We start from the raw sequence: 15,686 nt of genomic DNA, 5'->3' as shown, positions 1-15,686 counted from the left end.
TGCACGGAAAATCGGGTTTTTGTTTTCCCGGTGCTGAATGTACCATTGAATGGGAAAGCAATGATTGTGCCGGAACCCGGGCATTTAAAAAATATAATAATTTTAGAAGTTTATATAAAACCGGCAGGGAAAAGAAAAGAACGCTATCACGAAATTTCAAAAACCAACGATATTTCGTATCATGAGTTTGCGCCTTCTCCTGTATCCGCCAAAAAAGCCGGGCCTGGTTTGGTTTCAGCGGCAAATGTGGATTTCCGGGAGATGCCCAGCTTTTTCATGCGCGAAAACAAGGTATTGGGATGGATGTCCAAAATCTCCGCAGCGCCTCCGGCTCCGGCCACTTTTCCCCGGGTTTGCGCCAACACCCGAAGAATATGACGGCGTTCGTTTTCCCGCAGTGTAACCATTTCCGGGTCCGGGGGAGCGTGGTCTTTGCCGAGATCCGGAACCTGGTAAAACGACCCGCTGCTGAGGATCACACCCCTTTCAATGACATTTTCCAGCTCCCGGACATTGCCGGGCCAGTCATAGGCCATGAGCTTTTCCATTTCCATAGAAGGTATGGTTTCCAGGTTCTTGTTGCACTTATTGGCATACACCCCGAGAAAATACTCGGCCAGCAGCGGGATGTCCTCTTTTCTGCGGCAAAGCCGGGGCACCTGGATGGGAAACACGTTTAAGCGATAATACAAATCCCGGCGGAAGCGGCCCGCCTCCACCTCCCGGGCCAGATCCCGGTTGGTGGCGGCAATCAGCCGGAAATCGGATTTCAACACCCGGCTGCCGCCGACCCTTTCAAATTCATGACTCTGGAGCACCCGCAGCAGCTTGACCTGCACCTCCATTGAAATATCGCCGATTTCATCCAGAAACAGGGTCCCGCCGTTGGCCAGCTCGAACCGGCCGATTTGCCTGGAAACCGCCCCGGTGAACGCACCCTTTTCATGCCCGAAAAGCTCGCTTGCAATCAGGTTTTCCGGAAGCGCACTGCAGTGGACCCGGATAAAGGGCTTGTCCGAACGAAGGCTGTGGCGGTGAATGGACCGGGCCACCAGTTCCTTGCCCACACCTGTCTGTCCGAAAATCAGCACCGTCGTATCGGTTGGCGCTGCTTGCCGGGCCTGGCGAAAAACGGCCTGAATGGCCGGGCTTTTGCCCACAAAATCGTCAAAATGGATGGTTTCAAGGTATTCTTTTTCGTAATGCTCTTTTTCAAGTTGTTTTTGTTCATACAATCCCCGCAGTGTTTCCCAGGCCTCTGCATTGTCCATGGCAATGGCGGCCTGGGCCGCAAAATACTGCAGCACCTCCAGATCCGTTTCCTTGAATGCGCTCCGGAAAAGGCGGTTGTCGTGATATAAAACCCCGATCAACTGATTGCGGATTTTCAATGGCACGCAGATGCAGGACCGGATGGCACTGCCGGTTGCCGGGCGGTCCGAATTCGTGGTGTCGAGCTCCATGATCCGGCCCCTGCCGGTTTCCACCGTTTGGCCGATCACCCGCATGGATGGCCTGAAGTCATCTCCTGTGACGTCTTTGGTTGTGAGATTTTTGGCAGCCTTTAACACCGGTTTCCGGCGATACTGATCCTCCGGGATGAATATGGCACCCCTTTCGGCTCCGGTAATCCGGTTGGCAGCCGAAATGATTCTGCGCAAAAGCGCACGAAAATCCCGGATGCTTGTCAACTCCTGGCTCAACTGCAGAATTTCTTCAAGAAGGCTTTCCCCGTAGCGCAAATTCCGGACCAGGGGCCGGATATCATCGGGCACAAGGGTCTCATTGAAAGAAAACAACTCCCGGGCCGCAGGCTGTGCATATTCCATGGCCATTTTCTCATCACCCATCCGAATATATTCCCTGGCGGCTTCCACCATGGACCTGGCGCGCTCAATTCTGTGCCCGCAGGTTTCCAGGTCTGAAATAGAACGGCTGATCAGGTCCAGCACCGGCTTGCCGGAAAATCCGGAATTTCTAAGCATCAGGGCCTTGTGGCGGCAAGCGACCCCTCGCATGAGCAGGTTTCCGCTTTCAATGGAATAACGGATCTCTTCGTCCAGATCCAGGCCCTCCATGCGGGGAAACGTCCCCTCGGCCGCAGCCTGGCCGATCAGGAGCATGACCGCGCTGTATTTCACTGTCATGGCCGACTTGCGGCTGTCATCAAGATACTGCCGAATGCAGGAAACAGCCTTATCGGACCGGCCCGCCAGATGGTAGCCGTAGCCGAGCAGGGCCAGGCCGCCAAGCCGGGCATACAGGCTTTTGCTCTTTTCGATTTCCTCCCAGGAGTTGTTAATGGTTTCAATGGCATCCTCCGGCCGGTGCAGTTCCAGCAGCAGATACCCCATGGAAACCCCGGCCAGGCCGGATATGGACAGGTTGCCGAGACTGCGGCCATGCTCCCGGATGGCATGCAGCATTCCCAGGGCCTGGGAATAAAGCCCTGTATGGCCCAGACAGACCCCGGCGGTCAGGGCGGCCAGAAGCGGGAGCCGTCCTTTCGGGAACCGGTCTTCCACGTCCGGCACCAGGGTTTCATAAATCCCCACCACATCCCGGTAGCGGCCGGACCAGTAATGATAGAACATCCCGAAGATGCTCACCGACTTTTGAATGGAAGGATCATCAATGCTGCGGGTCAGTTCCCACCCGCTTTGGAAATGATCCAATGCCGGCTGATAACGGGAACGGAGCCACTCGCTTTTGCCCAGGTGCATCCTGAGAAAACCCGCGGATTGCTGGCTGCCAATGGCTTCGGCCCTGGCAATGGCTTCTTTGAGAATGTCAATCACCCGGGCCGGATTGTCGCTGTCCGTGGAAACCCTGGCGTATTGAAGGGTGGCTTTAACGAAAAGCGCATCCGCCTCAGGACCGGGGATCCGCCGGAGATCCTCAATGGCTTTGTCATAATAATGCCGGGCCTGTTCATCCTGGAATTGACGGCGGTGAATGTCCCCGTTTTCGATCAACACCCGGCACCCGTCATGATCATTGGCCACATGGAGAAGGTGCCAGGCCACCCGCAGGGTTTTGTCCCTGCCGCGGACAAGGTTTCTGCTCAGCATTTCTGCAATATGCCCATGCAGGCGCTTTGATTGCTCAAATGGCAATTGCGCCCTGAATTCCTGCTGCACCTGATAATCCAGAAAGTAAAAATCACCCGGACTGCTCCGGGCAAGCCATTTTTTCTCCACACCCCAATCCAGGGCGGCAAAAATCGCAGATGCCTTGTGACCCGACAAATCCTGGAGCCAGTCAATGTTGAACTCGCCTTCAAACAGGGCCGCCAAAGACAAAATGGCTTCACATCCTGAAGCCTTATCCGATTCCGGGAAAAATGTTTTGCAGCTCATGGATCCGCCCCGATTCAAAAATGTTGTTTCACATAGACAAAATTGACACACCTAACGGAATCACCTCAGGCTGTCAATTCTCAACCGGGGGATGCTCCGGCGAAAACAGGCAGGCGGTCTTTTGTACAATGCCCTGCAATTCTGTAAAACCAGACATAATTATTGCATTTATTCACGGAACCGATATTTTTAAAACGCTCAGTTCAGGTGGTAACAGGCAAATACATGCCCCAGGCTTTTCACGGGATCCGCGTTTATGCAGAAATACATTCTTTTTACGGTGCTGTCGGCCATATTCATTGTTTTTGTGGGCATGGGCATCATCGTACCCATTCTGCCCATATATGCGGCCGAACTCGGGGCCACCGGGTTTGCCCTGGGGGTTATCGTGGCCGCCTTTGCCTTAAGCGGCGGTTTGCTGCAACCCTTTGTGGGCAGCTTCTCGGACCGGCACGGCAAAAAAGGATTTCTGATCACCGGGCTTTTGATATTCGGACTCACCGGCTACACCTATACCCTGGCCTCATCCGTGGGACACATGGTGCTGATCCGCACCCTGCACGGGGCCGGATCAGCCATGATCGTTCCCATTGCCATGGCTTACATGACCGAAATTTCCGCCGGAAAAAACGTGGGCCGCTACATGGGCATGCTCAATATCGCCATTTTTTCCGGAATCGGCGCCGGACCGGTGCTGGGCGGTTTTTTCCTGGACCTGTGGGGCAGAAATTCGGCCTTTTACACCATGGCCCTGCTCAGCTTTCTGGCCGCAGCCCTGGTGGCGCTCGTCCTTCCCGGCCGCGATTCCCTGACCATAGAGGAAGAACAGGGCTCCATGCTTTCGGTGTTTGCCCGCATGCTCCACCACCGGAAGGTCATGGGCATCCTGCTGGCCAGAATGGCCACCATGATCATCATGGTGCCCACCTTCGCGTTTCTGCCGCTTCTGATGACCCGCCACATGACAGCCAGCGGCACGGAAATCGGCATGGTCATTGCCAGCCGCACCATTGTCAATGCCCTGTTTCAGATGCCTTTTGGCAGCCTGGCCGACCGGTACAACAAAAACCGGCTTCTGCTTTTGGGAAGTACCATCATCAGTATCGGCATTTTCTCGGTTCCGTTTGCCGTCAGCTTTGTCACACTTTTGCTTTTGTTCGCGCTTATCGGCCTGGGCGAGGCCATTTCATGGCCGGCCATGGGCGCCCTGGCCGCGGAAGAAGGCCATCTCTACGGGCAGGGTTCCATGATGGGGGTGTTTAATACCGCCATGAACACCGGGATTTTTGTGGGCGCCATGGGAGTGGGCGCCCTGGTGGATGTGCTGGGCATTGCCTGGGCGTTTTACCTGGTGGCGGGATTTTTGTTTTCCAGCGCAATCATTGCCGCTGCCATGATCCGCCCCCGGAAAAAGACCTGTATTTCTACAGGCGATAAATCGTAGGTCTTTCATCCATGTCAATGTCGATGCCGATCATATCGCCGGTTTTAAAGCCCAGTCCCGCCAGTTCGGAGACGATCTGATCCTGTTTTTCGTATTTCCAGTACACAAACCACACGGGATTGCGCACGGTGTCAATGCCGTAGGCATCATGGGTGCACAGGTTCAGACGGATTCTGTCCTTGGCAATGATGGTGTCTGCCTCAGACAAAAAATAATCGATTTTGTACTGGTTTTCATAAAGTGCCCGGCTCAGCTGCTTTTGCAGCTCAGGGCTGTCATCCAGGTAATGATTGGCAATCTGGAAAAGATCGTCCGGGATCTTGATGGAAAAGCCCAGAACTCCGAAACGTTCATGTTTCAGGGCAAAATCCCGCAGCTTGGCCTCGTAATCGTCAATGCGCTGCACAATATCATCTATGGTGCAGGCCGAATCGCCCCATCCGTGCACCATGTCCTCGCACCGGTTGATGATGTCGAGGTAAAACGATTTGTTGTTCATGACATAAATCATCCGCTCCCGGTAATTTCTTCGTTTCCGGATTCTGCGGATCCCGTCGAGCTGCACCGAGCGATTGTCTATATCCTGATCCAGAAGCTCCACACGGGAAATGTCTTTTGCCTGGACCACGTGGATATCCCTTATTTTTGAAACAATATATTCAATCTCGCAGGCAAAGCCCAGGTTGTCCTGGATTTGCTCGGAGACGCGCAGCAGGGTCATGTCATGGGGGGTTTCGGTGATATAGGACTCGCACTGGATTTTGTGGGCAAATTCATTGGTATAGCCAAATTCCCAGTGCTTTCCCATGCGTTTGGCCATGACCTTGACGCCTTCGATAAAAGGCATGACCATAACGCCCATGTCCTCGGGATCGATCTCCGGGGCGTTGTTGAATTTCTGCTGTCTTTCGATGTTGAGCTTTTTGGCTGTTTTGGCAAGGGTGATGATCCGGTTTCTGGCATAGCGGATCCCGGCGATATCGGCATTGACCTCCAGGGAATCAAAGGTCCCGCTTTTGAAACGGGATTCCAGGGGATGGGCCGAGCGCACAATCACTTTGTAGCTTTGACAGGATTTTTTCAGAAAATCCGCCAGGGCGCCAAAGTTTTCATTCTCAAAATCTTCGGCTGTGAGATAAATAAAATCCGGAATCTCAAATCCGGATTTTTTCAATATTTCCAGAAGCCTTATTTTTTCAGGCAGGGGTTGTTGCATTGGTTTTTCCTTAAATTGCCCGGCGATTCGGCCAGGTCTTGTTCAATAACATAGGTTTCCAGATCGTCCGGATTAATCCAATCTTCCGGGATGGCCTTATTGCGCACGGAGATACCGGCTGTATGCACGGATTCGGGATCGCCTGTGACAAGAGGATGCCAGGAGGCCAGATCCCGTCTTTCAAACAGCATCCGGTAGGCGCAGGTTTTTGGCAGCCAGGTCATCTCGCAGATGTTTTCCGGCGTAAGGCAAAGGCATTCTTTTCTGGCGGATTTTCTGTGCTCATAAGCGGTACACCGGCATTTGGAAATCTCGAGAAACCGGCAGGCCACGCTGGTATATGCAATCTCGCCGGTATCAACGTCTTCCAGCTTATGCAGGCAGCACCTGCCGCACCCGTCGCAAAGGGCCTCCCACTCCGCAGAACTCATTTCTGAAAATGTTTTGTATTGCCAGAATTTTTTGTTCATAAAAACCTCTTTGATCATATTGCCGAATATATTCCAAATCCACCCGGGTGTCAAAACAGGATTGCACCGCCCTGCCAACCCATCCCCGTGGTTGCCTTTTTTCCCGATCAGACGTAGGGTGTACCGAAACGCTCAATTTAAAAATCAAAAACCTGAACCATTGATGACAAAAATGTCCGATTCCTGGATTGCACTGATTTATCCGCCCGTGGCCAAACCGGCCGAGCCGCCGGCCGGCATTGCCCGCCTGGCCGGGGCCCTGCGCGCCGGCGGTGTGGACTGCAGGGTCATTGACGCCAATATCAGCGGGCTTTGTCATCTGCTCAATACGGTCTTACCGCAAAACGACACCTGGTCTGCAAGGGCGTTCAAACACCGCGACAACCATCTTCACGCCCTCCGGGACCCGGCGGTTTACGCCCGGCCGGATGCATACAGCCGCGCCTTGTCAGATCTTGGCCGGCTGCTGCACAATGCGGGCCAAAGCACGGCCGCGCGCCCGGGGCTGGCTGATTTCACCCACGCCCGGTTCAGCCCGGTAAACAGCGCGGATTTGCGCAAAGCCGCCCAAAGACCTCAGGACAACCCATTTCATGATTATTACCAAAACCATCTTGCAGCAGAAGTCCTGGAATCCGGTCCCTGTGTGGCCGGTATTTCCATCAACTATTTGTCCCAGGCTTTGTGCGGGTTTGCCCTGATCGGGGTGCTCAGACAACTGCGTCCGGATCTCAGAATCGTTCTGGGCGGCGGCCTGATCACTTCCTGGATGCGACAGCCGGGCTGGAAAAACCCCTTTGAGGGCCTTGTGGATGCCTTGATTTGCGGGCCCGGGGAAAAGGCGCTGTTGGAAATGGCCGGATGCCGGGACACTGGCAAGCTGCCAGCGCCTTTGCCCGACTACACGGACCTGACTGCAAATTTCTATTTGAGCCCCGGTTTTGTACTGCCTTACAGCGCCTCAGACGGCTGCTGGTGGCGCAAATGCGCATTTTGCCCGGAAAAGGCTGAAAAAAGCCCCTTTCGCCCGGTGGCCCGCAGCACGGCAGCAGCCCAGCTCCGGCACCTGACCCAACAGCTTCAGCCGCGCCTGATCCACTTGCTTGACAATGCCATTTCCCCGGCCCTTTTGGGCCAAATGGTCCATACACCGCCCGGAGCCCCGTGGTACGGGTTTGTGCGCATGGGCCCGCCCCTGGATGATCCGGACTTTTGCTGCAACCTGGCCGCCTCAGGGTGCGTGATGCTCAAACTTGGCCTGGAATCGGGCAGCCAGGAAGTAATCGACCACCTGGAAAAAGGCATTAACCTGAAAACCGCCTCAAAAGTGCTCAAAAATCTGGCCCGGGCCGGCATTGCCGCCTATGTTTACCTGCTGTTTGGTACACCGGCCGAAACCCGTGCAAAAGCCTTCCAAACCCTGGAATTTACCGCGGCACACAGCCCATATATTGATTTTCTCAACATGGCCGTGTTTAATCTGCCCGCACACAGCCCTGAGGCCGAAACCCTGGAATCCAGAAATTTTTACAAGGGCGACCTTGCCCTGTACCGGGATTTTGACCACCCCTTTGGCTGGCACCGGCCGCAGGTGCGCGGGTTTCTGGAAAAAACCTTTAAAAAACATCCCGCCATCCGCCCGATTGTCCGCCGGGACCCGCCGGTATTCGGCGCCAACCATGCCCCGTTTTTCATCCGCGCCTTTGAGCACCCGAAAAAAAGGCGGACAATGCCCTGTTGATTTTGCCTTTTTTCAAGGATATATTCATCGATATATCCGCAAACACATTGCTTTCAACTCATATCGGGAACCGCCCATGACCGCCAACCGCAAAAACTGCTCCATGGAACATCTTTACGCGGTGTTAAACTCCACCCACAACGGCATTATAGCCGTGGACAACCACGGCATTATCACCCTGTTTAACCGGGGGGCTGAAAAAATCCTCGGGTTTTCCACTCAGGAAGCGCTGGACCAAAAAGTCGATGCCCTGTTTAATGTGCCCTCGCTTCTCACCACCCTGCGCTCGGGCCGGCCCGATGTGGGCCGCAACGTGGTCATCAACGGCAAAAGCATCTATTCCAACCGTTCTCCGGTTTACAGGGACGGCAAACAGGTGGGCGCCGTAGCCATCTTCCAGGATACCACAGATATTGAAAAGCTGAGCCAAGAACTGGCTGCTGCGAAAAATTCAGTGGAAATTCTGGAAACGATTCTGGAAACCACCTATGACGGCATCGTGGTTGTGGACAAAAACGGCATTATAACCCGGTTTAACAAGGCATACCAAAGCTTCCTGGGAATTGATGAAAAAAATGCCCTGGGACGGGCCGTGGAAGATGTGATCGAAAACACGCGCATGCATATCGTGGTGAAAACCGGCAAGCCTGAAATCGGTGAAACCCAGAAAATACAGGGCCATGAAATGGTGGTCATGCGGATTCCCATCTACAAAAAGGGCGAGGTCGTCGGCGCCGTGGGCAAGGTCCTGTTCCGGGATGTCAAAGAAATCCGGTCCATGGTGGAAAAGCTGGATTTGGCCACCAAAGAACTGAAATACTACAAGGGCGAAGTCATGCGCCTGAAGGGGAGCCGGTATAATTTCAAAAATATCGCCGGCCGCTGCGAAAAAATGCTGCAGGCCAAGAATCTGGCCAAAACAGCCGCATCCGGCAGCTCCAACGTGCTGATCCGGGGGGAAAGCGGCACCGGAAAGGAGCTTTTCGCTCACGCCATACATGATTTAAGCCTGCGGCGCTACGGTGCGTTCATACGGGTCAACTGCGCGGCGATCCCCGCGGGTCTTCTGGAATCCGAGCTGTTCGGCTACGAGGGAGGCGCGTTTACGGATGCGAAAAAAGGGGGCAAACCAGGAAAATTTGAAATGGCCCAGGGCGGCACCCTTTTTCTGGATGAAATCGGCGATATGCCGTCGGAAATGCAGGCCAAGCTGTTGCGGGTGCTCCAAGAAAAAGAAGTCGAACGCCTGGGCGGTGAACGCATCATCCGATTGGACATCCGCCTGATCGCCGCCACCAACCGGGACCTCGAAGAGTTGGTGAGAAAAGAGGCGTTCCGCCAGGACCTGTATTACCGGCTCAACGTGCTGAAAATCGAAATTCCGCCTTTGCGCGAAATCCGCGAAGACATTCCGCTGCTTTGCGAACGGATGCTCCAGGAAGTCAACGAGGATCTCGGAACCGCAGTGGAAACCATCGACCCCGGGGTTATCGAAATTTTAAAAGCCCATGACTGGCCCGGCAACATTCGAGAGCTTAAAAATGTCATGGAAAGGGCCGTGGCCGTTAACACGGACCGGCAACAGGTGGTCCGGAAACACCACCTTCCGATTTATCTTCTGGATATGGATACCGGCCAAAACTCCGGCGCTCTGCAGCCGGATAAGAACGCACCCGAATGGTTAACCGGCGGCACCCTTTCCGAAATTCTGGCAAAGACCGAGAAAGCCGCCATTGAAAACGCGCTTCGCGCAGCCGGCAACAACCGGAAAAAAGCCGCGGAAATGCTGGGAATCCATCGCTCCGGCCTGTATCAGAAGATAAACCGGTACAATATTGGCGCCGGCAATAGCGGCCCGGATTAAAGTTTTAAAACCACCGTCGATCTTGTTTCTGCAAAAGGGGGGGGGGGGAAACCGGCCTTTGAAATCCGGCTTCACGCTTATATGTCCAAAAAAAGGGACATGTCTATTTTTCAGGAATAGCTGATTTCGCAACCCCTGCCCCATGCTCTTGCCATCTTTGTCTATTTTGATAGACACCACTATCCTCCAAAGCCTCTTTTTTCCCGTACAAACAATGTTTCCGGGTCATGAATATGCTGCTTTCAAGGGTTTTTCAAACAGGTGGCACGCCTGTTGCTTTTCGGTCCATGTTCAAATTCTTTAATTTTGTATTTTAAAGCTAAAACTGTTTATGTTTCGAACATTCGTTTTCCCGGCCAGAAATCAGGGGAAAGCAAAACAAAAACAGCCCCGCCGGCGGCGACTTCCGGACAGGACGCCGCCCTCAAGCCGGGGCAACCAAAGACAAGGGGGTTGACATGTTTCGAATCAAAACCATCACGTTGGTCATGGCCGCAATTTTTTCAATGGCCGTGGGATTTACCGGGTGCGGCGGCCAGGAGGCCGAAGAGCAAAGCGCTGAAGCAGCCCTTCCGGAAGTGCGCTGGACCCTGCAGACCACTTGGTCCCAGGGTTGGCTCCTCCATGAAATGGCAGAAGATTTTGCAAAACGGGTCAATGATTTAAGCGGGGGCAAATTCATCATCGACGTCCAGCCGGCAGGCGCCATAGTGGGCGGCCTGGAAGTCCTGGATGCCGCGGACTCCGGGGCCATTGACGCCTATCACTCCTGGCCCGGCTACTGGATGAGCAAGCATCCGTCCGCGCCCTTTTTCGCTTCCATCCCTCTTCACCTGGAACCGCTGATGCATACCACATGGCTTTACAACTACGGCGGCAAGGAGCTCTACCAGGAAATGATGGACGAAGCCGGCCAGAATGTGGTTGTGATGCCCGGCGGCGTGACCGGTCCGGAAATGCTGGCCCATTCCAACAAGCCGGTTGAGGAAATGGAGGACTGGAAAGGGCTGAAATACCGGGCTCCGGGCTGGTGGGGCGAAGTCTTAAAGGAACTGGGCGTGGCCGTGACCATGCTGCCCGGAACCGAACTCTATCCCGCCCTGGACCGGGGCATTCTCGATGCCACCGAATTTTCAACACCAGCGGTAAACCGGCAGCAGGGATTTCACGAAGTGGCTGACTTTATCGCGGGCCCGGGCCTGCATCAGCCCACCTGCTTTTTTGAGCTGGGCTTTAACAAGGACGCCTACAATGAACTGCCCGAACTCTACAAAAAGATCATCGATAACGCGGCCATGGCCATGACCCTTCACATGTGGACCAAGAGCAACGTCGCTGACATGGAAGCCCTGGATCACTTCGAGGAACGCGGCATTAAGCGCACCTACGTGGAACCGGAAGTGCAGCGGGAGATGCGCGAACAGGCGTGGGAATGGATCGACAACGACGTCAAAAAGCGTGGCAACGACCACTACAGCCGCACCTGGGCGTCGGTCAATGAATTCTGGGAACGGTTTTCCGATTACGAGCAATTCATGGTGCCGGTGCGAAAATAGCATGATGCAGACAGAAGGGCCGGCACGCACGGACCGCCGGCCCTTCTGTTTTTCCCAATCGCGGCGGAATGATTGAAGCATAAGGATTTCCAATGGTTGTGATCAATAAAATTATTCGGGTTATTGATTGGATCAATGAAAAAATATCCAAGGCGGTTTCGTTTCTGGTTTTTGCATTGATTCTCACGCTGACCTATGAAGTGATCGCCCGCTACTTTTTCGGGTCCCCGACCCAGTGGAGCCTGAACCTGACCTACTTCATCTGCAGTTTTTTTCTCATTCTCACCATGGGCTATACCTGGCAGTGCGGGGAGCACGTGGGCGTAGACCTGCTTTCCAGCAAACTGCCCAGGCGGGTGGGCGCCTTGTTAAACGTTATCTTCATTCTGGGACTTTTCTTTCTGACATGGACCAATATCGGACGGGTCATGTACAACGACATGCTCCGCTCCTGGGCGTTGCAGGAAAGATCGACCATCGGCGCCATGCCGCCTGTCTATCCCTATAAAACCTGGATATTTGCCGGGGTTGCCCTGCTTTTGCTCCAGGGTGTTTCGCAATTGCTCAAGGAAATTCAGGTGATGCTGGGAAGGGACAGACAATCATGAGTGTTGAACTGATAACTGTACTGATGCTGACAAGTCTGATTCTTGTCATCATGATGGGTTTTCCCATCGGGTTTTCCCTGGCCGGGGTCGCCACGGTCTTCGGACTCATCTTTGTGGGACCTCACATCGCCAGCACCTTCATGCTGCGAATGCATGTAACCCTTTCCAATTATACGCTCATTGCCATACCCTTATTCGTCTTCATGGGCATTGTCATCGAAAAATCGGGCCTGGCCGGCAGACTCTATGACGCCATATACGTTTTGACCGGCCGACTCAAAGGCGGCCTGGCCATTGCAACCGTGCTGACCTGCGCCATATTCGCGGCAGCAACCGGCGTTGTGGGCGCAACAGTGGTCACCATGGGCATTATTTCCATGCCGGCCATGATGAAGTACCGTTATGACAAGCCCATGGCATCCGGGGCGGTATGCGCCGGCGGCGCGCTCGGGATACTGATCCCGCCTTCCATCCTGATTCTGGTCTATGCGCCGGTGGCCAATGTTTCCGTAGGGGCTCTTCTCATCGGGGCGTTTGTTCCGGGAATGATCCTGGCGCTGCTCTATGTTCTCTATATCGGCATACGGTGCTTTATCAATCCGGAAATGGGGCCGTCTGCGGCAGACGGGGGTGTTCATTACACCTTTTGGCAGAAATCCAGAATGTTTTGCGTCTCGGTGCTGCCGGTGCTCACCCTTATTCTTGCGGTGCTGGGCACGATTTTCTTCGGCCTGGCCGCGCCCACCGAAGCCGCAGCCATCGGCGCTTTTGCCGCGGTACTGCTGGCACTTGGCTATCGCAAACTTACGGCCGCGATGTTAGTGGAGGCCGCCATCCGGACGGCCAGAACCTCTGCCATGGTCTATCTGGTGGTCATCGGCGCCTCTTTTTTTACCTCGGTCTTTGTGCGGCTGGGATGCGGACGGGTTATCGAAAGCTCCATCCTGGGCCTGCCTTTCGGCCCCTGGGGAGTGCTGATCGTCATGTGGCTGATCATCATCCTCATGGGCTGCTTTCTGGACTGGATCGGCATCATCATGATCGTTGTACCCCTGTTTACGCCTGTGGCGGTAAAGCTGGGCTTTGACCCGGTCTGGTTTTCCCTGATGAACATCATCGTACTCCAGACCTCTTTTCTGACCCCGCCATTTGCCCTGACCATTTTCTATCTCAAAGGGATCGCCCCGCCAGAGGTTTCCCTTGCCGACATCTACAGGGGCGTGGTGCCTTATCTGCTGCTGATGCTGGCCGCATTGCTTCTTTTTTCCCTGTTCCCGGATATCCTGCTGTTTATGCCAAGGGCGGCGGGATTGATTTAAAACAGGCAAAAAGCCCAACAATCGCAAAATTACGGAGAACCAGATATGGGCCGTGAATATAAAGGACCGAAAAAACCTTCGAAACATCCGATACTCTCGACGCTGACGCCGTTTTCGGCCCAGAAGGGCAAGATCGTCACATGCGAAGAAGCCGTGGGCATCATCTGCGACAATGATACCATTGCCACCGGCGGATTCGTGGGAAACGGGTTTCCGGAGCACATCGCGGTCGCCCTGGAAGAACATTTCCTGAAAACCGGAACACCGCGCAACCTGACGCTGGTGTATGCCGCGGGTCAGGGTGACGGAAAGGACAAGGGCCTTAATCACCTGGGCCACGACGGCCTGATCCGGCGGGTAATCGGGGGGCACTGGGGGCTGGTTCCCAAGGTGCAGAAAATGGCGGTTGAAAACCGAATCGAAGCCTACAACCTGCCCCAGGGGGTGATCTCGCATCTGTACCGGGATATCGCAGCCGGAAAACCCCGAACCATAACTGCGGTGGGCATCGGAACGTTTGTAGATCCGCGCAAAGGCGGCGGAAAGCTAAATGAGATGACCACCGAGGATCTGGTGGAGCTGATTTCCTTTGACGGAAACGACTACCTGGCCTACCGGACCTTTCCCATCAACGTTGCCATTTTGCGGGGCACGACCGCCGACACCATGGGCAACATCAGCATGGAAAAAGAAGCCCTGTTTTTGGAGGCCCTGGCCATGGCCACGGCGGCGAAAAACAGCAACGGCCTGGTCATCGTGCAGGTGGAGCGCATCGCGGAAAAGGGGAGCTTAAACGCCAGAAACGTGAAAATCCCCGGCATCATGGTCGATTGCGTTGTGGTGGCCGACCCGGAAAACCACTGGCAGACCTTCGGGGAGCGCTACAACCCGTCCTTTTCCTCTGAGATCAAGGTCCCGCTGCATTCCATGCCCGCCATGGCCCTGGATGGACGCAAAATCATCGCCCGGCGCGCGGCCATGGAACTGGAGGCCAACTCCGTGGTCAACCTGGGCATCGGCATGCCCGAAGGCGTTGCCAACGTGGCCAACGAGGAAAGCATCCTCGACTACCTGACCCTTACCGCCGAACCCGGGGTCATCGGCGGCATTCCGGCCGGCGGCCTCAATTTCGGAGCTGCCACCAACACTGAGGCCCTGATCTCCCAGCCCGAGCAGTTTGACTTCTACGACGGCGGGGGCCTGGACATGGCATTTCTGGGACTTGCCCAGGCCGACGGCCACGGCAATCTCAATGTGAGCAAGTTCGGTCCCCGGCTGGCCGGCGCCGGCGGATTTATCAACATCAGCCAAAAGGCCAAGAAGGTGATATTTGTGGGAACCTTTACCGCCGGCGGCCTTGAGGTGGATATCCGGGACGGTAAACTCCACATCAACCAGGAGGGAAGCGCCAGGAAATTCGTGGACCATGTGGAGCATACCACCTTTTCCGGGCCCTATGCCCTGGAAAGAAACCAGCCTGTGCTCTACATCACCGAGCGATGCGTGTTCCGTCTGACAGCCAAGGGCATGGAACTGGTGGAAATCGCCCCGGGCGTGGATCTGGAAAAAGATATTCTGGCGCACATGGATTTTGAACCCATCATGGACCACAAACCCGAAATCATGGATCTCCGGATATTTTCAGACCAGGCCATGGATCTGAAAAAAGACCTGCTGTTTTTGTCAATTGACAAGCGGCTTTTCTATGACCGGGAGCGCAACCTGTTTTTCGTCAACTTTGAGGGCTATGCCATCAAAAGCCGTGACGATATCGGCCGGGTGGAACAAAAAGTCCGCCGGATTCTGGAACCGCTGGGCCACAAGGTTTATACCGTGGTCAACTATGACAATTTCCAGATCTATCCGGAGCTGATACCGGAATACACGCAGATGATCAAGCGCCTTTCAGAGGATCTGTATTCCGGAGTGACCCGCTATACCACCAGCACCTTCCTGCGGGCCCGGCTGGGCGATGCCCTGCTGCGCTTCGACATTACCCCCCATATCTACACAACTGCCGAAGAAGCCCTGCAAGCCCTGGGCCGGGAAGACGAACCGTGGCAATTTCCGGAGTAAAAGGGCGGCCATGGGATTGCCGGCACATGGCCG

At 54.7% G+C, this 15,686-nt stretch carries 10 protein-coding genes; 7 read left to right on the top strand and 3 right to left on the bottom strand.

Annotated elements, in window-relative coordinates; translation table 11 throughout:
* Window positions 1-179 precede the first annotated feature (179 nt).
* Entirely contained in the window at window positions 180-3,359 is a 3,180-nt protein-coding gene (locus HNR65_RS03365; protein ID WP_181550010.1) for a sigma 54-interacting transcriptional regulator, read from the bottom strand.
* A gap of 256 nt (window positions 3,360-3,615) precedes the next feature.
* Here HNR65_RS03365 and HNR65_RS03360 point away from each other — a divergent pair, with 256 nt between their 5' ends.
* Window positions 3,616-4,803 carry an MFS transporter gene (locus HNR65_RS03360; RefSeq protein ID WP_181550009.1) on the top strand — a complete coding sequence of 396 codons (1,188 nt, stop codon included), beginning with the start codon at window positions 3,616-3,618 and terminating at the stop codon, window positions 4,801-4,803.
* On the opposite strand, the gene HNR65_RS03355 is transcribed toward HNR65_RS03360, so the two are convergent.
* Window positions 4,784-6,019, bottom strand: a complete 1,236-nt coding sequence (locus tag HNR65_RS03355; RefSeq protein WP_181550008.1) for a hypothetical protein — start codon at window positions 6,017-6,019, stop codon at window positions 4,784-4,786. The genes HNR65_RS03360 and HNR65_RS03355 overlap by 20 nt on opposite strands.
* Window positions 5,992-6,489 (bottom strand): YcgN family cysteine cluster protein, encoded by a 498-nt coding sequence (locus HNR65_RS03350; protein ID WP_220128264.1) that lies wholly within the window; start codon window positions 6,487-6,489, stop codon window positions 5,992-5,994. The genes HNR65_RS03355 and HNR65_RS03350 overlap by 28 nt, the downstream gene beginning before the upstream one ends.
* A 163-nt stretch (window positions 6,490-6,652) precedes the next feature.
* On the opposite strand from HNR65_RS03350, the gene HNR65_RS03345 reads away from it, so the two are divergent.
* From HNR65_RS03345 to HNR65_RS03320, 6 genes are all read left to right on the top strand, one after another.
* On the top strand, window positions 6,653-8,230 hold the full coding sequence (locus HNR65_RS03345) for a B12-binding domain-containing radical SAM protein (RefSeq protein ID WP_232364624.1): 1,578 nt from the start codon (window positions 6,653-6,655) through the stop codon (window positions 8,228-8,230).
* A gap of 76 nt (window positions 8,231-8,306) precedes the next feature.
* A complete protein-coding gene (locus tag HNR65_RS03340) occupies window positions 8,307-10,094 on the top strand; it encodes a sigma-54 interaction domain-containing protein (protein ID WP_181550006.1) in 1,788 nt (595 codons plus the stop codon).
* Between the two features lie 458 nt (window positions 10,095-10,552).
* Complete coding sequence (locus tag HNR65_RS03335) at window positions 10,553-11,650, top strand: TRAP transporter substrate-binding protein (protein ID WP_181550005.1); 1,098 nt, start codon at window positions 10,553-10,555, stop codon at window positions 11,648-11,650.
* Window positions 11,651-11,742: 92 nt separating this feature from the next.
* Complete coding sequence (locus HNR65_RS03330; protein WP_181550004.1) at window positions 11,743-12,258, top strand: TRAP transporter small permease subunit; 516 nt, start codon at window positions 11,743-11,745, stop codon at window positions 12,256-12,258.
* A complete protein-coding gene (locus tag HNR65_RS03325; protein WP_181550003.1) occupies window positions 12,255-13,577 on the top strand; it encodes a TRAP transporter large permease in 1,323 nt (440 codons plus the stop codon). The genes HNR65_RS03330 and HNR65_RS03325 overlap by 4 nt, the downstream gene beginning before the upstream one ends.
* Before the next feature lie 45 nt (window positions 13,578-13,622).
* Window positions 13,623-15,653, top strand: coding sequence for an acyl CoA:acetate/3-ketoacid CoA transferase (locus tag HNR65_RS03320; RefSeq protein WP_181550002.1), 2,031 nt, complete (start codon window positions 13,623-13,625; stop codon window positions 15,651-15,653).
* The last annotated feature ends 33 nt before the right edge of the window (window positions 15,654-15,686 follow it).

The sequence above is a fragment of the Desulfosalsimonas propionicica genome (genome assembly GCF_013761005.1).
GTDB classification, from domain to species: Bacteria; Desulfobacterota; Desulfobacteria; order Desulfobacterales; family Desulfosalsimonadaceae; genus Desulfosalsimonas; species Desulfosalsimonas propionicica.
The sequence above is the reverse complement of the archived record's forward strand: the minus strand, read 5'-3'. Positions and strand labels throughout refer to the sequence as shown.

Coding starts and splice junctions, on each gene's coding strand:
- HNR65_RS03330 (WP_181550004.1), top strand. CDS start 11,743: ATGGTTGTGATCAATAAAATTATTCGGGTTATTGATTGGATCAATGAA.
- HNR65_RS03360 (WP_181550009.1), top strand. CDS start 3,616: ATGCAGAAATACATTCTTTTTACGGTGCTGTCGGCCATATTCATTGTT.
- HNR65_RS03335 (WP_181550005.1), top strand. CDS start 10,553: ATGTTTCGAATCAAAACCATCACGTTGGTCATGGCCGCAATTTTTTCA.
- HNR65_RS03365 (WP_181550010.1), bottom strand. CDS start 3,359: ATGAGCTGCAAAACATTTTTCCCGGAATCGGATAAGGCTTCAGGATGT.
- HNR65_RS03340 (WP_181550006.1), top strand. CDS start 8,307: ATGACCGCCAACCGCAAAAACTGCTCCATGGAACATCTTTACGCGGTG.
- HNR65_RS03325 (WP_181550003.1), top strand. CDS start 12,255: ATGAGTGTTGAACTGATAACTGTACTGATGCTGACAAGTCTGATTCTT.
- HNR65_RS03350 (WP_220128264.1), bottom strand. CDS start 6,489: ATGAACAAAAAATTCTGGCAATACAAAACATTTTCAGAAATGAGTTCT.
- HNR65_RS03355 (WP_181550008.1), bottom strand. CDS start 6,019: ATGCAACAACCCCTGCCTGAAAAAATAAGGCTTCTGGAAATATTGAAA.
- HNR65_RS03345 (WP_232364624.1), top strand. CDS start 6,653: ATGACAAAAATGTCCGATTCCTGGATTGCACTGATTTATCCGCCCGTG.
- HNR65_RS03320 (WP_181550002.1), top strand. CDS start 13,623: ATGGGCCGTGAATATAAAGGACCGAAAAAACCTTCGAAACATCCGATA.